Source organism: Paenibacillus sp. SC116 (assembly GCF_024733555.1).
Classification (GTDB): domain Bacteria; phylum Bacillota; class Bacilli; order Paenibacillales; family Paenibacillaceae; genus Paenibacillus_B.
The window spans coordinates 767,991-792,802 of the sequence record NZ_JANIOF010000001.1; the positions used below are offsets into that span (position 1 = coordinate 767,991).

Annotated in this window: 25 protein-coding genes; 9 read left to right on the forward strand and 16 right to left on the reverse strand. The window is 41.6% G+C overall.

Going from position 1 to position 24,812, the window contains the following annotated elements; all coding sequences use genetic code 11:
• Positions 1–143 precede the first annotated feature (143 nt).
• The 3 genes from NQ117_RS02995 (at position 144) to NQ117_RS03005 (ending at position 2,073) form a co-directional block, all read left to right on the forward strand.
• Positions 144–716 carry a hypothetical protein gene (locus tag NQ117_RS02995; RefSeq protein WP_258276526.1) on the forward strand — a complete coding sequence of 191 codons (573 nt, stop codon included), beginning with the start codon at positions 144–146 and terminating at the stop codon, positions 714–716.
• A complete protein-coding gene (locus NQ117_RS03000) occupies positions 713–1,345 on the forward strand; it encodes a GNAT family N-acetyltransferase (RefSeq protein WP_258276527.1) in 633 nt (210 codons plus the stop codon). The genes NQ117_RS02995 and NQ117_RS03000 overlap by 4 nt, the downstream gene beginning before the upstream one ends.
• A gap of 182 nt (positions 1,346–1,527) precedes the next feature.
• Positions 1,528–2,073, forward strand: coding sequence for a GNAT family N-acetyltransferase (locus NQ117_RS03005; RefSeq protein ID WP_258276528.1), 546 nt, complete (start codon positions 1,528–1,530; stop codon positions 2,071–2,073).
• Between the two features lie 84 nt (positions 2,074–2,157).
• Here the strand turns inward: NQ117_RS03005 and NQ117_RS03010 are convergent, their stop codons facing one another.
• The 10 genes from NQ117_RS03010 to NQ117_RS03055 form a co-directional block, all read right to left on the reverse strand.
• Positions 2,158–2,976, reverse strand: coding sequence for a hypothetical protein (locus NQ117_RS03010; protein ID WP_258276529.1), 819 nt, complete (start codon positions 2,974–2,976; stop codon positions 2,158–2,160).
• A 289-nt stretch (positions 2,977–3,265) separates the two neighbouring features.
• Entirely contained in the window at positions 3,266–4,555 is a 1,290-nt protein-coding gene (locus tag NQ117_RS03015) for a DUF4179 domain-containing protein (RefSeq protein ID WP_258276530.1), read from the reverse strand.
• Positions 4,521–5,084, reverse strand: a complete 564-nt coding sequence (locus NQ117_RS03020; protein ID WP_258276531.1) for an RNA polymerase sigma factor — start codon at positions 5,082–5,084, stop codon at positions 4,521–4,523. Before NQ117_RS03020 ends, NQ117_RS03015 begins: the two co-directional genes overlap by 35 nt.
• A gap of 116 nt (positions 5,085–5,200) precedes the next feature.
• Positions 5,201–5,707 carry a GNAT family N-acetyltransferase gene (locus NQ117_RS03025; protein ID WP_258276532.1) on the reverse strand — a complete coding sequence of 169 codons (507 nt, stop codon included), beginning with the start codon at positions 5,705–5,707 and terminating at the stop codon, positions 5,201–5,203.
• Between the two features lie 55 nt (positions 5,708–5,762).
• Positions 5,763–6,278, reverse strand: coding sequence for a DUF6886 family protein (locus NQ117_RS03030; RefSeq protein ID WP_258276533.1), 516 nt, complete (start codon positions 6,276–6,278; stop codon positions 5,763–5,765).
• A gap of 651 nt (positions 6,279–6,929) precedes the next feature.
• Positions 6,930–9,407 (reverse strand): RICIN domain-containing protein, encoded by a 2,478-nt coding sequence (locus tag NQ117_RS03035; RefSeq protein ID WP_258276534.1) that lies wholly within the window; start codon positions 9,405–9,407, stop codon positions 6,930–6,932.
• 39 nt (positions 9,408–9,446) lie between these two features.
• Entirely contained in the window at positions 9,447–10,097 is a 651-nt protein-coding gene (locus NQ117_RS03040; RefSeq protein ID WP_258276535.1) for a DUF11 domain-containing protein, read from the reverse strand.
• Positions 10,098–10,218: 121 nt separating this feature from the next.
• Entirely contained in the window at positions 10,219–10,950 is a 732-nt protein-coding gene (locus tag NQ117_RS03045) for a DUF11 domain-containing protein (protein WP_258276536.1), read from the reverse strand.
• A gap of 62 nt (positions 10,951–11,012) precedes the next feature.
• Positions 11,013–12,671, reverse strand: a complete 1,659-nt coding sequence (locus NQ117_RS03050; RefSeq protein ID WP_258276537.1) for a DUF11 domain-containing protein — start codon at positions 12,669–12,671, stop codon at positions 11,013–11,015.
• A 100-nt stretch (positions 12,672–12,771) separates the two neighbouring features.
• Positions 12,772–14,808, reverse strand: coding sequence for an alpha-helical endospore appendage domain-containing protein (locus NQ117_RS03055; RefSeq protein WP_258276538.1), 2,037 nt, complete (start codon positions 14,806–14,808; stop codon positions 12,772–12,774).
• Between the two features lie 341 nt (positions 14,809–15,149).
• Here NQ117_RS03055 and NQ117_RS03060 point away from each other — a divergent pair, with 341 nt between their 5' ends.
• Entirely contained in the window at positions 15,150–16,775 is a 1,626-nt protein-coding gene (locus tag NQ117_RS03060; RefSeq protein WP_258276539.1) for a glycosyl hydrolase family 18 protein, read from the forward strand.
• A gap of 73 nt (positions 16,776–16,848) precedes the next feature.
• Here NQ117_RS03060 and NQ117_RS03065 read toward each other — a convergent pair whose 3' ends face one another.
• Positions 16,849–18,117 carry an MFS transporter gene (locus NQ117_RS03065; protein WP_258276540.1) on the reverse strand — a complete coding sequence of 423 codons (1,269 nt, stop codon included), beginning with the start codon at positions 18,115–18,117 and terminating at the stop codon, positions 16,849–16,851.
• Between the two features lie 188 nt (positions 18,118–18,305).
• Between NQ117_RS03065 and NQ117_RS03070 the strand changes: the two genes are divergently transcribed.
• Complete coding sequence (locus NQ117_RS03070; protein WP_258276541.1) at positions 18,306–18,836, forward strand: TetR/AcrR family transcriptional regulator; 531 nt, start codon at positions 18,306–18,308, stop codon at positions 18,834–18,836.
• Between the two features lie 25 nt (positions 18,837–18,861).
• Positions 18,862–19,098, forward strand: coding sequence for an RNA chaperone Hfq (hfq, locus tag NQ117_RS03075; RefSeq protein ID WP_258276542.1), 237 nt, complete (start codon positions 18,862–18,864; stop codon positions 19,096–19,098).
• A gap of 54 nt (positions 19,099–19,152) precedes the next feature.
• Here the strand turns inward: hfq and NQ117_RS03080 are convergent, their stop codons facing one another.
• On the reverse strand, positions 19,153–19,740 hold the full coding sequence (locus NQ117_RS03080) for a GNAT family N-acetyltransferase (RefSeq protein ID WP_258276543.1): 588 nt from the start codon (positions 19,738–19,740) through the stop codon (positions 19,153–19,155).
• A gap of 42 nt (positions 19,741–19,782) precedes the next feature.
• The gene (locus tag NQ117_RS03085) at positions 19,783–20,220 is read right to left on the reverse strand and encodes a MarR family winged helix-turn-helix transcriptional regulator (RefSeq protein ID WP_258276544.1); all 438 of its coding nucleotides are present in this window, start codon (positions 20,218–20,220) and stop codon (positions 19,783–19,785) included.
• Between the two features lie 302 nt (positions 20,221–20,522).
• Between NQ117_RS03085 and NQ117_RS03090 the strand changes: the two genes are divergently transcribed.
• Positions 20,523–20,651, forward strand: a complete 129-nt coding sequence (locus NQ117_RS03090; RefSeq protein WP_258276545.1) for a hypothetical protein — start codon at positions 20,523–20,525, stop codon at positions 20,649–20,651.
• 122 nt (positions 20,652–20,773) lie between these two features.
• Positions 20,774–21,730, forward strand: coding sequence for a GNAT family N-acetyltransferase (locus tag NQ117_RS03095; RefSeq protein WP_258276546.1), 957 nt, complete (start codon positions 20,774–20,776; stop codon positions 21,728–21,730).
• A 93-nt stretch (positions 21,731–21,823) separates the two neighbouring features.
• Here the strand turns inward: NQ117_RS03095 and NQ117_RS03100 are convergent, their stop codons facing one another.
• On the reverse strand, positions 21,824–22,150 hold the full coding sequence (locus tag NQ117_RS03100; RefSeq protein WP_258276547.1) for an AzlD domain-containing protein: 327 nt from the start codon (positions 22,148–22,150) through the stop codon (positions 21,824–21,826).
• Positions 22,147–22,872 carry an AzlC family ABC transporter permease gene (locus NQ117_RS03105; protein ID WP_258276548.1) on the reverse strand — a complete coding sequence of 242 codons (726 nt, stop codon included), beginning with the start codon at positions 22,870–22,872 and terminating at the stop codon, positions 22,147–22,149. Before NQ117_RS03105 ends, NQ117_RS03100 begins: the two co-directional genes overlap by 4 nt.
• A gap of 96 nt (positions 22,873–22,968) precedes the next feature.
• Between NQ117_RS03105 and NQ117_RS03110 the strand changes: the two genes are divergently transcribed.
• Positions 22,969–23,526 carry a helix-turn-helix domain-containing protein gene (locus NQ117_RS03110; RefSeq protein ID WP_258276549.1) on the forward strand — a complete coding sequence of 186 codons (558 nt, stop codon included), beginning with the start codon at positions 22,969–22,971 and terminating at the stop codon, positions 23,524–23,526.
• A gap of 91 nt (positions 23,527–23,617) precedes the next feature.
• Here the strand turns inward: NQ117_RS03110 and NQ117_RS03115 are convergent, their stop codons facing one another.
• A complete protein-coding gene (locus NQ117_RS03115) occupies positions 23,618–24,796 on the reverse strand; it encodes an efflux RND transporter periplasmic adaptor subunit (protein WP_258276550.1) in 1,179 nt (392 codons plus the stop codon).
• Positions 24,797–24,812 lie beyond the last annotated feature (16 nt).

Below are 24,812 nucleotides of genomic sequence, written 5' to 3' on the forward strand. Positions count from 1 at the left end.
CTCACAAGAAGTGTAGCTCAAGTTTTAGAGTATATCAATAATATGAGTATAAAACCTATTGCATTTAGACGTTCTACAGTTATAATCATTTTAGAGTATACATATATAATTACTCTATAATCTAACGAAAAGGAGTGTAAACGATGAAGAAGCAACTGCGTATACCTTCGTTTTTGCATGATGTATTTGGTGAAAAGCAGCATATAGGCTCGCTGATCGCGGTACTGTTCTTTGGGGCACTGCTAACAGGGGCTTTACTGTGGAGGTTTCCCGAAATGATAGGTTCGTTACCTTTATGGCGCAGCATACTCGCCTGTCTTTTGATCTTCGATATATTTGCAGGCTGCATCGCTAATTTCACTGCCTCAACCAGTAATTTTTATGCTTTGCGAAGTACAAACCGTATCGTTTTCATTAGCATACACGTTCATATTGTGCTAGTCGCGTTATTACTAGGTGTAAATGTTGAACAATCCATCGCTGTATGGGCGTATACGATTATAGGCGCGTTTATTGTAAATGCACTTATCGGAAGACGATCCCAATTATTTATTGCAGGCCTCCTCTCATCTATTGGACTCGGCTTATTGCCATTGCTCCCTGACCTTCATCCCTATATGTTGACGACTTGTATATTATTTATGATCAAAGTGCTATTCAGCTTCGCCGTCGATCATTATGGCAAACCATTTCACAAAGTTGGTGAAGAAATATGAGTACTTCGTATCGTATAGCCAAGCTGGGTAAGCCAGATAAAGCCTCATTCGTATCGCTTATGTGCAGCGCATTTGCTCAAGATCCCATTTTTCTGCATATATTCGGCCATTCTGAATTCAATGAGAAAGCTCGACGCCATACAGCTCACTTCATTTCTTTTCTGTTTGATAAAAGCGCATGGCTTCATGAGGAAATATGGGGTTATTTTGAAAATGGAAAGTTGCTTGGGGCCTATGTCATTGAGAAGCCTACTACCACTAAAATTCGGCGTATGAGCATCTTACGATTGGTTGGAAAACTTATCACTTTGACTTACCGCTTACCCATTAGAAAGATTCGACAGCTAAATGAGTACATGCAAGTTACCCGCTCCATGGCCCCTAATACTGCCCCTCACTATCTGATTATCATTGGAGTCGCACCAGAGGCTCAGGGTAAAGGAATCGGCAAAGCTCTGCTGCAGCATCTATTGCATGATGTAGATTCTTGCCCAATCTCGCATGGCGTTGCTCTAGATACAGAAAACTTTCAAAATATAGCTATCTATGAAAAGTTCGGATTTACCTTGATAGAAGAAGCATGCATTGATCATTTACCCATTTACGGCATGTTCCGTCCGAAACAGTAACATTTAACCTTGTAATTCCTTTACCCTCTCTAATATAGCTGTTACTATACTCCATTACGGTTTAATTCTCTAACTCATACCCGTTTTTTGTGAAATGTATAGATAATCGTACATGTCTTAATTGTAATCGCTATCCCTGTCCTAAAGTGTTAAAATACAACAAACATAAGGAGGGCGAAACGATGTTTGTACATAAAATTGATGATGACCTATCTCTAAAATTATTGGAGTTGAAGGACGCAGAACGAATCTTTGAACTAACCGATCGTTCGCGAAGTTATCTAAGAGAATGGCTTCCATGGCTCGATATAACGACCAAAATTGAAGATACAACAGCATTTATTAAAATGTGTCTTACGGGTTTCGCAGAAAATAAGAGCTTGACCACAGCTATCGTATTCAAAGGCCAGATCGTTGGGGTAGCAGGATTCAACAGTATAAACGGGTCCAACAAAACCGCCTATATCGGCTATTGGCTTGGTCAAGAGTATCAAGGGAATGGAATCATGACCCGAGTAGCTAAAGCATTGACCGACTATGCGTTTAAGGAATTAAACCATAATAAAGTTGAAATAAGAGCTGCCGCAGGCAATACAAAAAGCAGAAGCGTTCCTGAGCGATTAAACTTTGTACAGGAAGGCTGCATTCGACAAGCCGAATGGCTGTATGACCATTATGTAGATCACATTGTTTATGGCGTATTAGCGAATGAATGGAATAGAAAGTAATCACGACTATCGTACATGAATACTGCTCTCCAACTGACTTCGGTGCGAGTAATATAGAGACAAAAAAAACCCTTTCGGGTTTTTTTAATTACAAAATTCACATCCAGCATAAACATCTACACGGTAAGCTCTCGTTACTAAATCTGCAGGGAAACTCAATATGTTTTCAATTTCAAAGTCAAATTGTTCACCTTTGCGCAGTCGCTCTCCAGACTTGTTTAACGTACTGTCGATCCCACCAATTAATTTATTGTTATTGTCATACAACATGGCGACAACATCGATTTTATCTCCATCTACATTTACATCGGTGTTATTAGCAAGCATACCATGAACAATAATTTTACCTGGATCACTAGGGGCAACTCCAAAACCTATATCAAATGCCTCAAGTTTTGTGTATGTATGACCGTTCTCTACTCTTGAAATATCTTGATCAATTTCACTTCCTGTAAAATCTTCTGCAAAATCGATAAAGCTTAGAGTCGCATCTGAACTCGCATACCCTGTTTCACCAGGCTGTAGCACTGAAGGAATGGCAGAGTACATCTTTACTTCTTGTCGCTCCCCTTGTACAGAAATGTAAGTGACGTCAAGTCCATTCACTCTTACAGGGTATGAGTTTTCGTTTTTTATAACGAGCAAAGTCTGACCATCAATGTAAGGGTCCTCTCCCCATACCTTATCAACTTTATCTACGATTGTAACTTGCGGCTCCATCTCTTCATCAGCGGCAAAAATCTCAACATTTTGCGGCGTAACAGCAGATTCAACTTTCGTTGTAGCTTCAGGTATGTGTGTTGGCTTCTCTTTATCATTGAAATTCCACAACAGCAAAACAGCTATTACTACTACCAAAAGACATATAATTAATGTCATCATAACTATGATTGCGTTCTTCATGGTGTTCCTCGCCTCTTATATTTTTAATAGAAATGAAAATAGTAAATAACCCAATATTTATCTAGTAAAATATTCCCTAGACTATTTTATCGGTAACTCTATTAGAAAGTAAATAGTATCAAGAATTTTTTCCCTAAAATATAAAAATAAAAACCGCCATTCCTAAGAAATTGGCGGCCTTTCTCCATTACTTTTGCTTCTCTAGATGGCTACTTCTTTGCGCGATTAGCCTTTTTCTCCTTCATAATTATACCGTACCTATCTTTTCATCAAGGTTAGGCCCATCATCTTATTTCTCTACAGGAATTGATATTTTCTTATTGTAAGTTTTAAGATAGGTGAAGCCCTCAAGCAGCAGGGATTCAGGTTTATCCATCGTATGAAAAGAATACGTATTTTCCCGCATAATATTATTGTTTTTCAGATCCCAAGGTCGACTTTCGGAAATGGATGATACAGGAACCACATTACCACCAGCTTTAACAGCTAAATTGTCCGTTTTCAATAATGTAAATTCTCTTCTGGCAATAACCACATTATAGCCTGTATCGGTTTTGGTTACACTTCGAATCCATAACTTTTCATCGCCTATTTTTATCGAACGCTCTGATGGTTTGGCAAGAGAAATAGGTTGTTCTAATTTATGAAATCCTGTGAATGTATCGAGCACAAGCTCTATGGATTCAATCTTGTCTGTTGGCAGCATATCAAATTTACGTTCGAATTCCGGGCTGTGCGCTTCCCCGCCTCTTTCTTCTACTTCTATTCCATTTATATAAAGTTTCGTTTTACCTGAAAATCTAGGGAGTCCTGCATATTCCATTTCATAATGCCCTTTTATAATGGTGGAAGTTGGCGAAGCAGTAATAGACTCATAATAAATCGTACCCTGATCGACTTTGATAGATTGTGCAATATCCTGTTTAATAATACTCTTCATCGCTTTATTGGCTTCAAACTTGAAAGAAATCGGATAAAACACCCGCTCCTCATTTATCCACTCATAGAAGGTAACCGTTAATGTTCTAGAAAATGGGCTAACAGGTTCAAATCTGGCCGTCCCCTCGAACTGAGACTTGTTCTTGCCATCACCACCGCTCCCTCCTTTCGATTTCGAGTTAGTAAGGAACCCTTTTACATTTTCAAAGCCGTACCGACGAAAATCATCATCCGTAAATTCGATGCCCGCAGGTCGGTCAATCGTGTAATACATCAGAAATACATTATCGTCAGCCATTACACCATTGATGGTAAGTACGGTGCCATCTCTAAGTGTTATACTTTCATCTACCTTTTGCCCGTAACCTTGTTCTGTCACTTCAGAAAAGCTGAGAGCGCTCCAATTTGTTTTAAAAAACTTCTCACTGTAATAAGCTAAAGCAGGATATTGATAGATTCCAACAATTAAAATGAGCGCCGCAGCCGCTGATGCAATCCATGCCGAAGCTTTATTTTTCTTGCTTTTTTTAGCGGGAACATGTCGAAGTGCATCGCGAAGCCTGCCCTCAAGTTCTGACGGAACCTGCATCCTATCCAAGTTCAGTTTATGCTCTCTTAACTTCTCCTCGATTGTCTTCATAATGTTCACCTCCGATCATAACTTTCAGTTTATGTATGCCTTGTGAGATTCTTGATTTAATCGTTCCAATCGGTGTACCGGTCATGTCCGCAATCGTCTGATACGGTAGATCATGAATGTACCGAAGTTCGATCGCCTCCCGCTGCTGTGCATTTAAATGAGATAGCAGTACCTCCATATTCATCTCTGACTCTGTAGAGCGATACGGATTATCCTCCGTTAATGCAGCAAATGAAGCTTCACTTTCATCTCCCACTGGAAGCAAGCGCTGCTTCTTGCGGAGTAATGTTTTGCAGCGATTGACGAGAATCGTTTTGCTCCAACTGTAAAAAGCTTCTCCTTTTTGCAATTGATCAATCTTTTCATAAAGTGTAACGATCATGTCTTCCATCGCATCCAACGCATCATGCTCGTTTCCCATGTACGAGTATGCAAGACGATAATATGCGTCCTTATCGGCCATGATGAGCTGCACTAAAGCTTCCTTGTTGCCTTTTTGAGCCTGTCTGACAAGATGGCCTATTCTCATGTTCACTCCCCTTTTCATAGATAAGAGGCCGCCTAGGTTATAAAAGTTCATTTTTACGAAAAAAATAATAAAACGGCCCCTAGGAGCCACCTCTATTAAAAGACCTTCTTCATTTTTTATAAGGTCACCGCATACACGAATACATCTTTTCCCCATTTATGAATCTTCTTTTCGACTGTCATACCTACTCTTTCAGCAACCTTGGCAGATGGCGTGTTATTGACATCAACGAAAGAAATTAGCTTTTTTAATCCTAACTGCTCAAATCCATATTTCTTGCAAGCCAATGCCGCTTCCGTTGCATATCCATTGCGCCATACGCGCCTAGCAAATAAGTAGCCAATCTCCATTTCGATTACGCCATTTACTTCTTGAGGAACAATACCACATTGTCCAAGAAATTCTCCGGTCTCTTTGTCTTCAACGATCCACAACCCTGTACCATATGTATCGTATTTACGCAGCGTCCACTCCACCCACTCGCTTGCCTGCTGCTCATTTTTCGTTGAAGGGTAATATTTCATAGCCTCAGGATCTGAGGAAATTTCCATTAATGCTCCAACATCAGCTAGGGTCATCTTTCTCAAAACTAATCTTTCTGTACTAAGAACTCGACTATTCATCTTATACCTCCTACGAATCTTTAGATCCATCAGTTCTTATAGTCTAATATACTGACTATAGTTGTACAGCATGCTCAAACCGATGTATACCAAAATCGTCGATTGATGACTTCAGCAATTGTTCCCGCAGCAGATATAAATTTGGTGTAAATCGTAATTCTACGTTCATGTCCATTAACTGCTCCAGCCCGTTGTTTATCGCTATCTTATGTAATGGCTTCACGGTCTCATGAGAAATATAATACCCTGCAGTCGCATCGAACAAAGTAAATGACTCAATAGGAAATTCATATCTATACAAGGTGGTATTTATGATTTTTGAGTACCAATGCGTTTCTACGGTAATAATCGTGTTGGCAGTTGTGTTTCCAAAAAATCTAGCCTCATCTCGCGGTAGAACTTGTTCGTTCTTCGTATAAACGATTCGAGGACAATTTCTAGGAAAGAAAAAAGTAAATTGATGCTCATCATCAATCGCCCATACGACAGGCGGCATATTTGTTCGATTTGCTTTTACTCTTGGCTTAAATATTTTGATGTTATCTTCTTCGCTAAAATGAAATAATCTCATGCAGTCCTCCGATGTGATTATGCCTCGCTGAGATGTTAATCTCTCATTTGCACACTTAGTATCCATATCAATCACTAAGTCATTATGAACGCACACATCATCTGATTCAATAACCAATAATCATTTCAATGTTCCCACCCGTACTCTCGAATAGTATCCGTTTCCAAATGGAATTTGGCCCATACTATTCCCGTGATTTTTGGGTTCATGCATATTCCTTCAAAGGACCAAACGACATCTTCATCCCCGACATTCCCAGGACTTGTAATATCCCATCTAAGTCCGATTGCATTAATTTGCTGCAAAATATCAAAGACAGCTTCACTAACCGTTAACTTTTCGGAATAAATGGTTATACAAGTTGCACTTAATAATGAATCATCTTTCCAATATGGCTCTATTTTTATGTCAAATAGTTTTTGTTCCAGCCTTTGTTCGAACTGTTTTATAAATTTTAAAATTCATCTGTTCTCCTTTATGTATACTTATTCATTCCCATTTCATTTCCTACGATCATTCCATTATAACTCTAATTACTGGTAACAAAAAAGAAGAGAGCCATCTTAACTCTCTTCCCCGTTCATTCAGTTCAATGCCTGTCATTTTATTTATATCAACGCAGTATATCAACACTCTGTCTCTAAACTGCACCTACACCTTAATCAATTCCCAATGCTGAGCCGGAGTACCATTGTCCGGCCATTGTTGAATATTAGCGCCGCTATGCTGCTGATTGCTCGCAAGATCAAGTAAAAGTCCGCTATGTTTCGCTATAAATTTCAGTGAGCCATCTGGGTTTTTAACGATATTCCATCTTTGATGATCACCAGCTGTATCTTCCCACTGCTGCACATTGGCGCCGCCAGCCGTTGAAGCCCCCGATACATCAAGCAATTTCCCGCTATGAACTGCTGCAAAAGTATATGAACCATCTGCCTGCTTCTCCAGCTTCCACTTCTGATGATCGCCGCCATTATTTTCATACTGTTGTACATTCGCACCATTTTCCTTCGAGGCGCTAAATACATCGAGTATTTTTTGGCTTCCTCTATTTCGGATAATATACACACCGCTGAAGTCGTCTTCGACCACGCCTGGACAGCACAGCTTTTTCGCTTTTTGCAGTGTATCTTGCTGATGCTTCTCGTCCGAAGTAATTTTGTTTAATGTCTTATTCAATTGTTCATTCGCCTGAAGCAATTGTTTTGCGCTCAATCTGCCATCATTAAAGGTCCGAATCGCATCTTGTATCCGAATCTTCTCTCCTGCGATTACGCCTGCTGCAGCAAGTTCTGCTTCGCCAACAGCCGTTACAATTTTCTTCTGCGCTTCGCTGCAATTCGCTTCATGCACCGCTGTGACTTCATTCGTCGTTTCTTCTTTACGGAACACTTGCCCGTCTGGCGTTAGTCTGTATTTATAGTCTACCTTCGCCTTATTCGTTACTTTCTTAGGTACTGGATCATCAATCTTCACTTGGAACGTAACCTTGGCTATCGTACCAGGCGCTACAGATCCAATATTGACGCCGCTTTCTATGTCCCCAACGATTGGGCGTCCATCGATCTGCAAGCTGCCTGGAACAAATTTCGTTCCATTCGGAATTTGATCTTCTACGACGACATCGGTCAGCGGCGTATCACCTGTATTAGCCACTTCAATCGTATACGTAATGACGTTCCCCGCCTTTACATATACAGGAAGGTCTTGTCGCTTCGCCACACTCACTTCCACTTTGCTAATAATCGTAGTTGCCTCATTGCTGTCCGCCTTGCCTGAGGAAACAGGCAGGCCGGGAGCACTTTGGAAATCATACACGACTGACGCCTTGTTAACAACATTATTGTCTGGCGGCACTTTTATGACGAGAACTTCAAAGGTGACTTCCGTTGGACCTTCGACCGAGATAGAGCCAATGTCCACCCCTTTAGTCGGATCTCCATCTGGGTTGGGCACACCATCGACCTTTAAGCTGCCATCTACGAACTTCAGCTCAGGTGGAAGCGTATCTGTCAGTGTTGTTCTCTGCGCTTCGGTCATCCCGTTGTTCTCAATTAACAACGTATAGGTAAGCTTTTCACCAACGACAGCCGCGTCTTTATCTACCTCTTTGCTTACTTTGATTTCAGGGCTGTTTACATCGATTTGAACCGCTAATCCAGTAACGATATAACCGTCCGACTTGGATGCCAACTGTACGACAGCTTCCGTTTGAGCGTTTTGCATCGCTGCAGACGCATCCACATTCGTAATATCCCAGTTATATCGTATAGCTGCTCCGGCACCTCCTGGTGCCACATTAGCATTGCCAAACGTACCACTTGTGTCCAAGTTGCCAGCATCATCGTTAATTTGCGAAGCAAAGAAGTTATCTACCGGATTGTTCGGTCCTGAAATAGGCTGTAAGGAACCTGTGTCTTTGCCAAAGAGCAGCTGATCTCCCGGTATTTTAGAGTCGCCTTCCATCGCGGTAACGAGCAATCTTGCTTTGACATCACCAAGCTCTGGCGTGGAAAAGCCGGAAATCGTTTGATTAACCGATCCTGCTCGCTCAATCGACGCTGTTCCTACATACACACTCATATTACGGAGAGAGAGTGTTGTGTCTTTGTACACAACAGATAGCGTCCAACCTGCTGTGTTATTGCTCTTAAAGCGTTGGACCGTAGCAGGTACGCCACTGACCGTATAGCTGCCAGCCCCATCCGCCTGAATCAAGCTCGTAACATTAGCCGATCGAACATAGAAAACTTGGCTTGCCTGTGTCACCTGCTGCGCGGTCGTTGGATCAGGCGATATCGTATGGGTTCCGATCGGTGTATCAAGGGTAATCTCCCGATCGATTTCACTCGTTACATCTTCTCTGCTCGTTTTCGTTGAACCGCCCCAAATCAGCTCCGCATACAACACTTCACTGCCATCAGGAAAGCGAAGTTGTGCGGTGGAAGCATTCTCCTTCCAATCCAAGGTCGTACCGACTGGATATCCTGTTACTTGCTTCGTAGTATCCGTCGTAATGAACGCGCCAATATCAGTATAGCTCGTATTCGTACTGCTTAAGCCAAGCGTGTTGCCCGTAAAGGTAACCGCACCGTTCGTCGTCGTTGAAAATCGCGAATTTAACGCCATCTATCTTTCACCCTTTCTCCATACCTCGTTCCATCTCTATTAACAACCGCAGCAAAGGTCTTTAACCTTATCGAGTTTGTTTTTCAATTCTTTTTCCAGATTCGCAATATGCTCTACAGCCGTCTTGGCACTATGATTAACCGCTAGCAATTCGATGAGGGGAATGCGGCCAGCCCGAAAGGAATTTACTGCGGCTTGAATCTTTTCTCCTTCTATATAAAGAACGGTCGCGAGTTCTTTCTCCTCTTGTGCAATCGAATGGATAATCAGGTCACGGGACCATTCACAGGCAGAGCGTCCAGCAGGCACATTCACCTGCACTTCATTGCTTACCGCATCTACGTAGCCGCCGGAATATTGAGAACCCATAGAAGCTTTATTTTTAATTACACCGCTTGGATGCGGCTTAACAACTTCCACTTGAAACGAAATCGTAATCGGCCCTTCGATAGACAGTTGCTCAAGCGTAATAAACTGGGTCGGATCTGCGCCTGGCTGAGATTCGCCATCGATTGTCACGCTATTGGGAACGAATTTCACTTCGTCAGATAAAACGTCTTTGAACTTACAGTTTGTCACCTCGACCGTACTATCATTGGCAAGCGTAAAGGTATAGGTTAAAATATCGCCAACTACCGCGTCCGTCTGATCTACTTCTTTTAAAATACTTACATTCGGCGTATCCGACATTTGCTTTCACCCTTTCTTTCTGGAAGCGAAAACGTAAATAGACATGGGGCAAATGGCATTCGTTCCAGCATGCTCAACTTATCGATTTCTTACCTGTTCCTATGCTGCATCCACTTACGTGTTACTTGCAGCCCTTGCACAAATCCTGATTTGCCGTTCGTTTGTTGGCTAGTTCTTGCGACAGTGCTGCTAAAGCTGTGGTTGTTCTATTCTTGCTATCATCTATCAACTGCTGTTCCCCGCTCGCAATTTTTCCATCTTTCACAGCCTGATGCGCAGCACGACCTTTCTCTGCTTCTACATCCAATAGCGCTTGAACAGCTTTCTCCTGCTCTGCAATTGAAAATTCCACTGTCGCCTGACTTTTCTCGCAGTTCGTAAGCGGTCGAACGATCAACTTCGTTCTCGTCTCATTGCTTATTGCTTCCCCATTGGTAACAGGCGCTCCTGGCATACTTTCGAATTCAAAGGTTACCTTCGCTGTATTTTTCACGATCTCATCTGGAGGAATATTAACAATTTGGGCTTGAAAAGTTACTGCCACCAACTGTTCAGTCAATACCGTTCCTAGCGGGACTCCACTACTAATATGTGCATTCGGTTGCGACACCCCATCTACAAAAACACTACCCAGCACAAACTTTAACTCTTTCGGAAGCACATCTTTCAATATCGCTTTTTGTGCATCTATCGCCCCTGTGTTCGTCACGAGCACGGTAAAAGTCAGTACATCCTTGACCTTCGCTTCATCTTTGTTCACGGATTTATTAAGTTCAATATGTGGATGATCGAGCGTACTGACAAGCGCCTTCGTATTTGTAAGATCACTCGCTGCAGTTTCCTTTTTAGACATAGATTCTCACCCTTCCGATCCTTGAATCAGATTTCTCACCTTTCACCGCTCAACGTTAAGTTTTAGGAACAGAAGTTACACACCACTTTCGCAGCCGCAAGCTTCTCCTTAAGCTCGGTCTCCAGCGCAATGACGCTGTCAAGCATATCTGCCACACTGTCATTAACAGCGACAAGCTCTTGAACCCAAACATCTAAATTCCCAAATGCTCGCGCTGCTGCTTCAATCTTTTCCGCTTCTGCCCGCAGGATTCGAGCGATGCTGTGCTCAGCTTCGGCAATCGTATTCATAATTTGATTTTTCCCATCCTCACAATTAGGCGGCTCGATCACTTCTACACCAGGCTTGTTGCTAACACTCGTCGCTGTCGAGATTGGCAGGTCTGGTCTGCTCTGAAAATCAAATGTCATCGAAGCTTGATTGTGTACGACTTTACCTTCGGGTTCCTTCGTAATCTTCGCTTGATACGTAATTCTGACCGTTTCACCAACTGACAAGTCGCCAATATTCACACCATTCTCAATATCTTGACTTTCAAATTCTTCGCCACGTACTCGCAAGCTATCTGGCACATACTCAAGCTCAGAATCCAGATGATCCTTAAAGATGACATTTGTCGCATCTACATAGCCGTCATTTTTCACCTCTAATGTATAAGTGATGATTTCACCTACGACAGCTTGTTTTTTATCTGAAGATTTCGTCATTTTCACAATCGGACTATTGGCATCAATTTGTACGCCATATCCGCTTACCAAATACGTGTCCTGCCTCGTGGCAATCCTTGCGATTGCTTCGGTCTGCCCATGATACAGCGTGTGCGTTACATCTACATTTGTAATATCCCAGCCAGACCGAACGCCGAATCCATCTGAGCCGACAGGTTTATTAAGCCCTCCAGCCGTTCCACTTGTATCTAAATAGCCTAGATCGTCGTTAATTTGCGAAGCAAAGAAGTTCTCCGCTGGATTGTTAGGCCCTGAAATGACCGACAATGAGGAACGGTTCGGACCAAACTCAAAATGATCACCCGGAAGATTCGCATTCCCTTCCATCGCGGTAAGCATGACACGCCCTTTAATTTCTCCACCTTCTGGCGTCTTAAAGTTGTAAATCAGCTCATCTACAGGGGGATTGAACATCGTAATAAGCTGAGAGCCCACATAGATGTTCATATTGCGAATTTTGAGCGCAGGATGCTTATATACGACTGCTAGCGTCCATCCGCATGTATTGGTCGAGCCATGAAATGTACAATCTCGAATCGATGCGGGCACACCGCCAACAATATATGTCCCAGCCCCAGCACTTCTCACATAATCGGTCACATTGGCAGAGCGGACATAGAATACTTGTCCGTTTGAAGTCTCTTCCCGAGCTGTATAGGAATCTGGCGCAATCGTAATCGTTGTACTTGGCGTTCGAAACCAAATCGACGTATTGATAGACCCGCTAATATCGGTAGAGTCATCTCGTGTTGAACCGCCCCAGATTAGCTCGGCATATAAGATTTCACTCCCCGCAGGAAAACGAAGTTCAGCTGCAGACGAGTTCTCTTGCCAACTAAATGTACTTCCTGCTGGAAAGCCGGATACTTGCTTCGAGGTATCAATAGATACAAATGCACCAATATCAGTACTTCCATCTGCGAAGCCTAACGTATTGCCGGTGAACGTAATGGCACCATTGGTCGTTTGGGTAAAGCGATGAATAAATGGCATCTTGCTCCTCCCTTTTCCTTTGAATCTCGCACGTCACTTATTTTTCCACGCTAAGAAACATTGTGCATTTCTTCACGAAACAGACCGATCTAAATAAGCTTTAGCAGCATACTTTCTTCGCAATTTCTAGCTTTTCTTTCAATACCTTCTCAAGCAGCGCCGCTTTTTGCACGACTTTCTCAACACTCAAATTAATAGATGCAAGCTCTTGGGCCGTAATTTGGTCATCCCTAAATGCCTCGATCGCTTTTTGTATTTTCACACGCTCTGCTTGTAAGATTTTCGCTAGGGCCAGCTCTTGCTGCGCTATGGATTCGAAAATTTGATTTTGCGCCTTGTTACAGTTCGTCTCCAGCCATGCTGTTATTGTGTTACTAGACGCGGTATCTTGACGCACGTCACTTCCTGGTTTCAACTGTATTTGATAGTCCACTTCTGCCTTGTTGTCGACTTTTTCTGGCAATGGACTTTGTACCGCTACTTGGAAAGTAATCACAGCCGATTGTTCAGGAAGCAAAGTGCCAATTGGAACTCCAGTTGTTATATCGCTTGACACAGGTATGCCGTTAACCGCAAGACTACCCGGCACAATCGCTGTTCCTGCTGGTACCGTATCTTTAATCGAAACGGCATCAACCGCTGTATCTCCGTTATTCGTAATATCAAGCGTATACGTAATGACATCTCCCACTTTGTCATAGACTGAGCGATCTTCGCTCTTCACCACATCTATTTGGACATGCTTAATGATCGTATCCGCCACATTGGAACTGTCAGACCCTGATGTAAGTGGAAGTCCCGCAGCGCTTTGATACTCATAATCAAGCGTACCTACATTGCTCACCTTTCCACTCGGCGGAACGCTAGTCACTTTCACTTTAAATACAATTTCAACTGGTCCTTCGATACTGACAGAACCGATATCGATGCCTGTAGTCGGATCTTCCCCTGGTCTTGCTTGTCCGTCTACCGTCACGCTATTCGGTACAAATTGCAGCTCATCCGGCAGAATATCTTTGAAAATAGCATTTTGCGCTTCTGCCAGTCCGCTATTTTCGACAAGAATCGTGTACGTTAACTCATCTCCGACAAGCGCGATATCTTGATCTACCTGTTTATCTATTTTAATGTCTGGACTGTTTACATCGATTTGAATGCCTAGCGCGGAGAGGACGAATCCATCCATATCCGTTTTGAAGCGTGCCGTTGCTGAAGTTTGAGAGATATTCATCGCATCTGAAATATCAACGTTTGTAATATCCCAGCCATAACGTTGTGAAGTTTGCTTTTGTCCTGGGGTCACATTGTTCGTCCCCTGTGTTCCACTTGTATCTAAATTGCCGCTGTCATCATTAATTTGCGAAGCGAAAAAGTTATCTACCGGGTTATTTGGGCCCGAGATCGCTTGTAAACTGCTTGGAGATGGACCGAACAAAAACTGATCTTTCGTAATAAAGCTGTCGCCTTCAATCGCAGACAATAAAGCTCTCGCTTGAAATGGTTTGGACTCAGGCGTGCCAAAACCGTCAATCATCTGGTCTACTACATTTCCTCGCTCCACATTGGCGGTACCTACATATAGGTTCATATTGCGCGGTGGCAATGCATCATTTTTATATACAACAGCAAGGGTCCAGCCTGCTGCGTTGCTTTTACTTGGACGTAAAATCGTTGCTGGCACTCCATTCACTGTATACAACCCTGCTCCGCTTGCTTTTACAAGTGCGGTTACATTTGCCGAACGAATATAAAAGGTATGTTTTTCATGCACAACGGTTTGGGCGGTTGCGGAGTCAGGCGAAATGGTTTGAGCTGATCCGTTGGGGTCAATAAATGTGACGGGTGTATCCAAATCCGCAGTCACATCTGATGTATTAAACTTGGCAGTTCCTCCCCAAATCAATTCGGCATACAGCACTTCGCTAGCTGCTGGAACTCTTAATTGAGCCTGTGAAGCATTTAGTTTCCAATCCCTTGTACTACCGGGTGGATAACCTGCCTCTTGCAAAGTGGGATCCAGCGTAATGAACGCACCAATGTCGTTGTAACTAGGATTGATCACCCCGAATCCTAAGGTGTTCCCAGTGAACGTCATCGCTCCATTAGTAGTCGTCGTATAACGGCGCAGTATTGGCATTCTCTTCGTCCTTTCTTTCCCGAGTAAATGAGATTTACTTAAATTGTGTCCATCTAAACTCGTTTCTGTGAGATGGACTGTAAAGCATATTAGCTCGATTCGAAAAAGATAACCTGATAATTTTGGGAAAATAAGGGTTACCGTATACAGTATTTTTGAAAACGAATACAAAAAAGAGCGTAGGATATTCCCTACGCCCATAATATATTCATGTTATTTTTAGCAGCAAATTATGAAAAATTCGAATCTATAAATGAACCTCCATTTCCCCTGTTTTCAACTATATGAACATACTCATATTTAGTATAATAGTTTGGAAGAATGTAGAAGGAGGTGTTACCATGCTCAAAAAAATAGCAACACTCTCTGCTGCTATGATGCTGTTTGCTGGTACAGGGAGTGTATTTGCGTATAGTGCTCAATTGAAACCGTACTCCGATGTGAAGAAGGATTGGGCGACAGATAGTATTTATAAACTTTCCGTAACAGGAGTTGTCTCCGGTATGGGCAATGGAAATTTTCAAGGAAATGGTGTTCTAACGAGAGAGGCGTTTGTAAAAATGCTAATGGCCGCTACTCCAAAGGTCACGGAAACTACTAAGCCCATGAAATTAAAAGATCTACAAGATCCTACTCACTGGTCCTATGACTATGTGCATCGCGCTTATGCTCAAGGACTTATCCAATTTATGATTACGAATCATACATTTAAACCTAAAAATGAAATTACCAGAGAAGAAGTCGCTGTGCTTACAGGCAACTTGCTGCTTCAAGCAATGACGGAAGAAGAACGTAAAACATGGACGAATTCTGGATGGAAAACCGAGGCCAGCAATCGCCAGTTTGTTGATGCCAAGAACATGAATCCGAAGTATTTGCCAGAGCTCTACTACAGCTCCTCACTAGGCGTTATGGTTGGCGATAAGACAGGTGCCTTCAGACCTGCTGCCTCTTTAACAAGAAAAGAAGCAGCATCCATTATAGAGCGTGTCATTAATGAACGTATCAAAGATCAACCTCTATCAGGCATTGGCTATTATGCGATTGAATCTTTTAAGCAAGCCAATCAAATGAGTATGCTGAATGACGTGAAATTTGGTTGGTCTGAGTTATCTTATCCAGCCGACGGAACTGCTTCATTAGAAATGAAAAATGGTGAGTATGCGGTACCAAGCGGATGGGAAGCAGCAATCCAAATTGCAGATCAGAACCAGGTACAGAAAGAGCTTAGTATTTTCGCTCATAACGGCAAAGGTCAATTAAGCAAGTTCCTTAAGGATGTGCCTGCACAGCAAGCATTTATTCAATCCGTGCAAACAGAACTGACGAATAATCCGTATGGATTTACAGGCATATCGGTTGATTTTGAGGGGATTAAGGAGGATTCAGAACAAGCTGCGTTTGTATCCTTTTTGCAGCAACTGAAACAGAATTTGAAAGGGTTTACGCTGTCTGTAGCTGTCCCGCCAACCAATTGGTATAAAGGCTACGATCTCAAATCTATCGGTAAGCTTGCCGATCAAGTCATTCTAATGGCTTACGATTATACGCATGCAGAAAGTAAGCTACCTTCTGCTCCCCTGCCATTAGTCAATGAATCGATACAAACAGCGCTTAAAGTCATTTCGAAAGAAAAGCTCGTATTAGGTATTTCCAAGCAAGCAAATCAGTGGATTACTCGTCCAGATGGAACGGTAGTTTCGGAACAACCAGCGATCAAATTAGTGGAGCAGCGAGCTACCAAACCAGGCAGCAAGGTAGAATTCGTAGCACCGTACTTCTTGAGCAAGATTACGTTCAAAGATGAACGCGGTAGTCATGAGATTTGGTATGAAGATGCGAAAAGCATTGAGCATAAAATATGGCTGGCTAAGTTTTATGGCTTACAAGGCGTATCCTTATGGCATATGGGTAACTATACAGCAGCCGATTATGAGGTTGTAAAGAAGCATACGAATAGACGATAAATAGGTTTATGAAAAAATGCAACAAAATGGGTGATCCAAATGTCATGGTACATGACGATGGAGACACCCTTTTTTAAGGTCCATTTGAGGACATACGTTCCTCTATTTCAGCGGTCGGCACCAAACCTTCCTCCTGCTGCTCTTTGCTTGGATGAATGGCAAACAAAGCAATGACGCAGCAAAGAAGTCCTGCACCTGTGAATATATAGAACACTAATCTATCGTTATCCAAAAAAAATGAAGTGATTAACGGACCTGCTGCTACGCCTATAAAACGCATACTGCTATATAAAGAAGTTATCGTCCCACGTTGCTTCTTATCTATCCCTTCTGTAATTAAGGCATCAAGGCTAGGAAGAATGAGTCCAATACCTAGTCCTCCAATGGACAACAAAATCAGGTTCGTGAGCAAACTGGTCGTGTCCAGAAACAAAAACATACCCATACTTCCGGTCAAGACCACTGCACCCGAAAAGTTAAACCACTTCATTTTGCACTTGTCAGTTCCAATTAATTTTCCAGTTATATACGATGCAATACAGACAGCACTTAACGGAATAGCCAGCAAAGCGCCTTTCTTAATCCCGTCAATCCCGTGCTTCAACTCCAACATGGTGGACATGTGATACAAAAAGCCAAACATAATATACATCGCGATTCCACCAATGGCGAAAATCGCATAGAGCCATCGTCCATCTTTATATAAAATATCACCAACATCATGAAGGAATGCTTTAAACGTGATCTTCTGCTGTTCATTCTTTTTTGGCACCTTCACAAAGATAGCGATGGCTGCAATTGAGATTAGGCAGAATAAAGGGATAATCGCAAGAGGTAGAAACCATACAACAAGCGTAAGTGCGGAACCTAATATGGGGCTCAGAACTTTCCCGAATGTGTTGGAAGTCTCAATCATACCAAGTGAACTGCTTACTTGTTCTTCACTCTTAAACATATCCCCAACTAACGGTATGACAATAGGAAAAGCTCCTGCTGCTCCTATGCCTTGAATGAAACGTCCAATAAGAATGCCAATATAGGCTGCATGTTGTTCGAATTGCCATGCGGACCAACCTGATACAACCCCACCTATTGCTGCAATTGATAAGCCAATCACAATAATCAATTTACGACCATAGCGGTCCGACAAGTAGCCGGCAATTGGTATACAGACAATAGATACAGCAGCATAAACGGTTATAATTAAGCTAGCCATGACTGAGGTAATGCCTAATTTTTTCTGCATCAAGGGCAGCACGGGAATGAGCATCGAATTGGCCAACGTCATAATTAGCGGTATCGAGGCAAGTGCAACTAAGTCATGTTTCTTCTTGTCATCCATTGATGCATCCTCTTTCTTAGTACCTAAGGATAAATACTTCATACTCCGATAAGGTAACCCTCTGAGCCGAGTTCTATTCCAGTATTACCTCATACTACACCATCACCCTTCTTTGACTTCGTTTGTAACCCACAAATTTTATGGTATACTTATAAAAACCGACTGGTTGGTTTGGAATGGAGGGTGTTATGATCAATAAATCTGATTTATTAGCTGCTGCACTTAGAATTATTTATAAAGAAGGTATCAACAAATTTACGCTTGATGCCGTCGCTCTTGAGGCTGGCGTTAGTAAAGGTGGGCTCATTCACCACTTTAAGAACAAAGAAGAATTAATCAGAGCACTAAATGAACAGAGCTTGATGCGCTTTAAAGAACAATTGCTTGAGGAATATGAACGAACAAATAGCTATACGCAATCTTATGCTACCGCTACTTTTAAGCAATGGGATGATCCAGACCCGATAAACGCAGAACTTAGTATGCTGGCAGCTTTGGCGAATAAAAAGGACTTATTACATTTATGGGAGTCAGAATATCAAACGTTGAGGCAAAAAATGATTGAAGAGTTGGTCTCGACGGAAAATGGTCTTGCAATAAGACTTATATGCGATGGCCTCATTTTCTCAAAAATGTTTCATATCGATCCATTAACCCATGCGGAACAAGATAGTGTGCTGCAGTATATTGAGCGCTTAGTTCGAGACAATTCTGTATAATTTCGACTATTCGTAGGAGGATATTATGAACGAAAAGAATGTAAATATACAGGAATACATCCTTAATCAATGCCGGAAAAATAAAATACCATTGACGATTCTTTTGAAAAATGGGGTTCCGATAGCAGGTACCTTGCTATGCTTTGATAGATTCACGATCCTTGTTCAGTCTGACAGAAAGACGTCGTTACTATTCAAAAATATGATTTCAACAATAATACCGCTTGAAGCGATTGAATTGCCTATACATGAGGAGCCCTAATAGTTAGGGCTCTCTCTTCTCTGTACGATAGACCATCATTTATAAACGAACATGTTACAACGACTTAACCATACGTACAAAGGTATAATGCATAAGTTTGAACTGACTCTGTTCTACATACCCAAGTTGATTGTATAGCCTTCTCGCTTTCTCATTGCTAGCATCCACTGTTAATGAGCATTTACGAAAACCATTCTCTCTCGCTAATTTTTCTGCCAAGTCCATCAATTTCGAACCGATTCCTTTACCACGGAATTTAGAATCTACACTCAGTGTCGTGATATAGTATTCATCATTCAACGCTTCTTTTGTTTTTAATAAGCTGCCTGCATGTTTGGCCACGTTTTTCAGCGTCTTTCCTGTAATAAAGGAAAAGCTACTTACTGCTGCACGCAGATTAAGCCGATCAAGATTGCTCCCCGCAGCTGTTGTAAGAATACCTGCTACTTCTCCATCAATATCTACGACATACGTATATTCGCTGCTAAATCTCGTGCCTGTCTTCAAATACAGCGTTTGAACAAGCTCTGTGCTTCTCTCTGTGTTTAACTGCAATAAATCCCCCAGCCAATCCATCGCATCAAACATTAATTTTGCAGACTTCTTCGCATCTTGTGGGAGAGACTTTCTTATTGTCACCATATAGCTGATTACCTCCTGAATACGATCTACAGCGAATCGCTGTTATTTAGCTAGCAGGATCGTCTTAACTTTTTTAAACGTATGAATAAATTGTTCGATTTCTTCTTCAGATACATCTGATAATAACGTTTTAAAATAGGTGAAGGTCAGCTCATTTGCATCCTTCGTTGCGGCTAATCCTTTATCCGTAATAACAACATGCTTAATGCGATGGTCATCGTTTATTTGTTCAAATCGAACAAAGTCTTTTTGAATTAACTTTTTCAATCGATTGGAAGTAGCGCTTTTATGTCCACCTTGAAGCTCAGTAATTTCAGTGGATGTTAAAGGCCCCTTCGTACTTAGCAAGTCTAACAGCCTCACCTGTTCTACAGATAATTCTTTAAAAATATCTAATTTCAGCTCATTCATAATGTGTGTTGTTCCATAGATCATAACTTCTTCAAAGAGCTGTATCGCTTCACATAATTTTTTATCCACTAAAGTTTACCCCCTAAACAATTATTAGTTTACCCCATCAACTAATTGGTGTCAAATATCATGAAAAAGCGCTTCCTGCAAGGAAATCGTGAGGCGCCCTCACATACACGTTCCCTTGTTAATAGTAAGACTATTGATATGTCTGTATGCGAACTTGCGCGGTTTCTCATTTTGACTTATACTTTAGTACATTAATAAATGGAACGTTGAAGATATATTCATTATTACACGTACGGACTTATATAATAATATTCGTAAGATAGTAGAAGAAAAAGCGAAATGCGCGAAAGGAGAGTATCCAAATGAAGAAACGATCATTGCAATCTTTGTCTAAAGGCACAGGATACTCTACCGCTGTTTTCTTTGAATACGCTAATCACGGGATACGTATGTCCAAATTGGATATAAGCGACTTCTATCTTAAGTGTTAACGTCTTAGGATACAGTGGAACGAAACACCACAGGTCGCTACCCTGTGGTTCATTATTTTGACATGTACACCGCAGGGTTCCTGTGGTGTTTTTTTATTATTTAAAAAGAGGAGAAATGGACAATGACAAGATTAAACGGAGAAAACATTTATGTGAAACTGGTTGAGGAATCGGATTCTGAGTCCCTACTCTCACTTGAAGCGAACAACCGCGAGTTCTTTCAACAGTTTACAGGTGCAAGAGAGGAATCATTCTATACCCTTCAAGGGCAAGTAGATCGAATTAAAGAAGAAATAGAAATGAAAGAGGCAGACCGCGGTTATTTATTTGTTATCTGCTTACCACACTCGGAACAAGCAATTGGCCAAGTCTTTTTAACAGAAGTCGTGCGTTATAACCTACAGAGCTGCTGGATCGGCTATTTCCTTGATCAAGAACATAATGGGAAAGGATATATGACCGAGGCAGTTAAACTCGTTGTAGACTATGCCTTTAATCAGCTGGATCTCCATCGTATAGAGGCAGGTGTCATGCTGCACAATCAGGGATCAATGAAAGTATTGCTGAAGTCTGGATTCCACAAAGAAGGCATCGCTAGGAAAAATGTAAAAATAAACGGTCGTTGGGAAGATCATCAGACCTTAGCTATCGTAAGAGATGAACCATCCGATAATGACATGGTGAAGAACAAACAAGTCCAACGGATTAATCCAGCGACACTTGTACCGCCTATCGGGCCGTACACTCATCTTACTGTTGTTCCAAAAGGAGCTGATTTGCTCGTACTCTCTGGTCAGGTGGGAACTGATTTAGAAGGAAATATCCCTTCAGATCTGAATCAGCAGCTGTATAATACGTTCCAGAACATATTGCGTGTTCTACAAAGCCAATCTGTACCTGTAGAAAACATTTTTAAAGTGAATATTTGGGCTACTGAAGAAATAAATTGGGAGTTCTTTGGTGAAGCTTGGGAGAAATTCCACGGGGGAGCCACACCAGCTATGACGTTTTGTTATATTCCTGCCTTGGCAGTTGAATCGTTAAAGATCGAGATCGAAGTTTGGGCCGCTAAGTACTAATTAGGGATTCTTTTTCTTATAAAAAAACTCCCCACATTTTTCGATTAAATGTGGGGAGCATTTTATATAATTAAGTAGAAACACTTCGATACTTTACATGAAAAATCGAATTCCTGCCATACAAACGACCCCCACTACTACTGTGATCGCCATACTTTTTGTATAAAGAGCAGTCAGTATCGTTGGAATCAGCGCCAGTATAACGTTCCAATCCATACTTATTAGTGAATCCACTTCCTTATTTATAAGGCTATCTGCCACAAGTGCTGTAAAAATACAAACCGGAATAAAGGAAAGCCACTTTATAGCGATTGGTGGAAGCTGTATATTTCGCACAATGATAAATGGTAAAATCCGAGGAATCAAGGTTACGAATGCACACCCTATAATGATCCAAAAAATCGTTGTATTTACGCTCATTTGTCTTTCAACACCCCAATTGTCGCCCCAATCACTGTGGCTATAATAATCGCTATGTACGTGGGCATAAACATGGATAAACCGATCATGAGAGCTGTTACGATGATAATAAGAAATAGATATAGTCTTACCTTTTTATGCTCAATGGTTTGGAATAGCGATACAAGTAAAGCAACAAACATAGCCGATAAGGAAAAATCGAGACCATACGCTTCTGGATTCGGAATCCATTTTCCTAACAAAGCTCCGGCCACACAAGATACTACCCAGACGGAGTATGCGGTTACATTTAAACCATTCATCCACTTATCCGTGATCGCTTCTTTCCGTGCCAATTTATTTACAGCAACTCCGAATGATTCATCTGTTAGCAGCGCCCCTATCCCGATGTTTTTAAGCAGCGAATAGGAATTAAATTGCGGAGCCAATGTCATACTCAACAGGAAGTGTCGGATGTTCACTATAAACGTTGTAAAAATAATAACGGAAATCGGGCTCCCCGCCGCTAATAAGGCACAAATAATGAATTGAGCTGATCCCGCATAAACAAAAACAGCTAGCAAACCTACTTCTAAAACAGTTAGATTAGACGACACCCCGACAATCCCCATCGCGATTGCGATGCTTATATAGCCAATTAAAGTAGGAACACAGTCTTTGACACCTTCCAAAAAACTAGGTCTAACTTCATCTTTATAGATCGAATTCAATTGTACGTTCATTACCCCACCCATTCGTTCAATATAGTGAACATTTGTTTTATATAACATACTTAATTGTATGCTATAATAAAAACAAAAATGGGTCAAGGAGATTGTATGGAATTGATTCAAGCTGCAATCGCACAAAATTTTTCGAGGATAAGAAAAAATCGTGGATTAAGTTTAGATAAAATAGCTGAGATGACGGGCGTTAGTAAAGCGATGCTAGCTCAAATCGAAAATGGGAAGTCCAATCCAACAGTTACGACGTTATGGAAAATTGCAAATGGATTACAAGTATCTTTTTCTGCCTTCATCAAGGAACCGGATAAACCAAAAATAGAAAAAGTAAACATTCAAGATGTTAAATCAATTGTGGATGATGATGATCAATACAATGTTTATACGCTGTATCCTTTTCATCCTGAAAAGCGTTTTGAAGTTTTTATGGCTGAATTAAAACCTGGCATGGAGCATCGTTCAGAAGCACATATGGGAGAAGAATATCTTATGATTCAAGAAGGTCAACTTACGATAGATATAGATGGAGAGCAAATCCATATCAATCGGAATGAATCATTGAAATTTGATGCGAATACGCCACATATTTATATCAATGATACAGAAGAGGATGTTCGATTCTATTCTATTATTGCTTATCCAGAATCCGAGTAAAGAAGCACACCCCTATAGAGATTCAGCGGTTTACGCCCAAAATCTCTACAGGGGTGTGCTGCAATTTCGTTCAGGGAGACTACCAACCCGACTATTCCAATCGGACACGGCTATTGTCTTGAATAGGCTCGCTGCTCTCCAATATAATCCGATCGTCCTCGCTTAGTTCATTGGATTGAATCATCGTATCAACATGACTCGTTTCCATATATTCGATGTCCACTTTTCTCGCTATGAACACATTGCCTAATGCGCCTCGCTGCTCTTCCACTTTATACACATACTTCCCTTTGCGATCCTGATGAACCGCCTTATCCAGCACGAGCATCCCTGTTTTTTCGGATTGTTTCGTAAGCATAACGGATACTTGTTCTCCACCTTTGAGCGATGGCTCTACTAGTTTAACGAAAATCGTTTTTTGAGCTATCGTTGATCGTCCAGTCGATCTATCTGACTCGGGATTAACATCCTCTTTTCGAGGTTCCGAATGCGCAATTCGGGTGATAGCTCCCTTAAGTATTCTTTTCGGTTGATCTCCCAGCCCAGGTGCTTCAACTTCAATTTGACTATTAACGGTAAGGGCCAAACTCGATACTAACGCTGCATCAACCACCATTTCAAACTCATATCCAAGACGGCTGTCAATCATGATTACATCAGGCTCCCCGGTTGAGGTTATACCTTCCACAACGTTTATTTTCGAAACAAGCCCATCGAAAGGGGCTACGATTTCCTTCTTTACTTCCAACAGTTCTCTTTTTTCTTGTATATTGCGTTCCAATATTTCCATATTAAGCTTATGCGTTGCCACATCACGCTTGGCCTTACGGACAACCATCTCATCGTCTTCTCTTACGATTTGTATGAAATGATCCTGAATATTTTGCAGCTCGATCTGCTGCTTTTCCAATTCTGCTTCATCATTTCGCAGCTCCCGTTTCGCATCGGCACCATCATAAGTGACCAGCGTTTGACCCTTTTTTACCCGATCCCCTTCTTTAACATGGATGGTTTTCACTTTCCACTCACCTGAGCTTACTAACTTAACTTCCGTTATAGGACGAAGAACACCGCTTCCTTCAAACTTATGTTCAATAGCTCCCATTGTTGGAATTTCCGTTGTGACTTTTGGCAATCTTATCGACTCTATCGTATTGCTAAATAGTGTAAAAAATATCAATACACCCGTAAATAAAAGGAATGCAATTTGAATGTATCGTTTACGTTTTGTGTCGTTGCCAACTTTCTGTATCTGCACCCCTATGTTCAAAGCACTTCCTCCTAAT

Bases quoted from the DNA above. Each gene is read 5' to 3' on its own strand.
- NQ117_RS03110 (WP_258276549.1), top strand. From the start codon at position 22,969: ATGGAATTGATTCAAGCTGCAATCGCACAAAATTTTTCGAGGATAAGA.
- NQ117_RS03050 (WP_258276537.1), bottom strand. From the start codon at position 12,671: ATGCCATTTATTCATCGCTTTACCCAAACGACCAATGGTGCCATTACG.
- NQ117_RS03100 (WP_258276547.1), bottom strand. From the start codon at position 22,150: ATGAGCGTAAATACAACGATTTTTTGGATCATTATAGGGTGTGCATTC.
- NQ117_RS03065 (WP_258276540.1), bottom strand. From the start codon at position 18,117: ATGGATGACAAGAAGAAACATGACTTAGTTGCACTTGCCTCGATACCG.
- NQ117_RS03090 (WP_258276545.1), top strand. From the start codon at position 20,523: ATGAAGAAACGATCATTGCAATCTTTGTCTAAAGGCACAGGATACTCT.
- NQ117_RS03080 (WP_258276543.1), bottom strand. From the start codon at position 19,740: ATGGTGACAATAAGAAAGTCTCTCCCACAAGATGCGAAGAAGTCTGCA.
- NQ117_RS03045 (WP_258276536.1), bottom strand. From the start codon at position 10,950: ATGTCTAAAAAGGAAACTGCAGCGAGTGATCTTACAAATACGAAGGCG.
- NQ117_RS03055 (WP_258276538.1), bottom strand. From the start codon at position 14,808: ATGCCAATACTGCGCCGTTATACGACGACTACTAATGGAGCGATGACG.
- NQ117_RS03040 (WP_258276535.1), bottom strand. From the start codon at position 10,097: ATGTCGGATACGCCGAATGTAAGTATTTTAAAAGAAGTAGATCAGACG.
- NQ117_RS03000 (WP_258276527.1), top strand. From the start codon at position 713: ATGAGTACTTCGTATCGTATAGCCAAGCTGGGTAAGCCAGATAAAGCC.
- NQ117_RS03020 (WP_258276531.1), bottom strand. From the start codon at position 5,084: ATGAGAATAGGCCATCTTGTCAGACAGGCTCAAAAAGGCAACAAGGAA.
- NQ117_RS03010 (WP_258276529.1), bottom strand. From the start codon at position 2,976: ATGAAGAACGCAATCATAGTTATGATGACATTAATTATATGTCTTTTG.
- NQ117_RS03105 (WP_258276548.1), bottom strand. From the start codon at position 22,872: ATGAACGTACAATTGAATTCGATCTATAAAGATGAAGTTAGACCTAGT.
- NQ117_RS03060 (WP_258276539.1), top strand. From the start codon at position 15,150: ATGCTCAAAAAAATAGCAACACTCTCTGCTGCTATGATGCTGTTTGCT.
- NQ117_RS02995 (WP_258276526.1), top strand. From the start codon at position 144: ATGAAGAAGCAACTGCGTATACCTTCGTTTTTGCATGATGTATTTGGT.
- NQ117_RS03015 (WP_258276530.1), bottom strand. From the start codon at position 4,555: ATGAAGACAATCGAGGAGAAGTTAAGAGAGCATAAACTGAACTTGGAT.
- NQ117_RS03095 (WP_258276546.1), top strand. From the start codon at position 20,774: ATGACAAGATTAAACGGAGAAAACATTTATGTGAAACTGGTTGAGGAA.
- NQ117_RS03030 (WP_258276533.1), bottom strand. From the start codon at position 6,278: ATGAGATTATTTCATTTTAGCGAAGAAGATAACATCAAAATATTTAAG.
- NQ117_RS03070 (WP_258276541.1), top strand. From the start codon at position 18,306: ATGATCAATAAATCTGATTTATTAGCTGCTGCACTTAGAATTATTTAT.
- NQ117_RS03035 (WP_258276534.1), bottom strand. From the start codon at position 9,407: ATGGCGTTAAATTCGCGATTTTCAACGACGACGAACGGTGCGGTTACC.
- NQ117_RS03025 (WP_258276532.1), bottom strand. From the start codon at position 5,707: ATGAATAGTCGAGTTCTTAGTACAGAAAGATTAGTTTTGAGAAAGATG.
- NQ117_RS03005 (WP_258276528.1), top strand. From the start codon at position 1,528: ATGTTTGTACATAAAATTGATGATGACCTATCTCTAAAATTATTGGAG.
- hfq (WP_258276542.1), top strand. From the start codon at position 18,862: ATGAACGAAAAGAATGTAAATATACAGGAATACATCCTTAATCAATGC.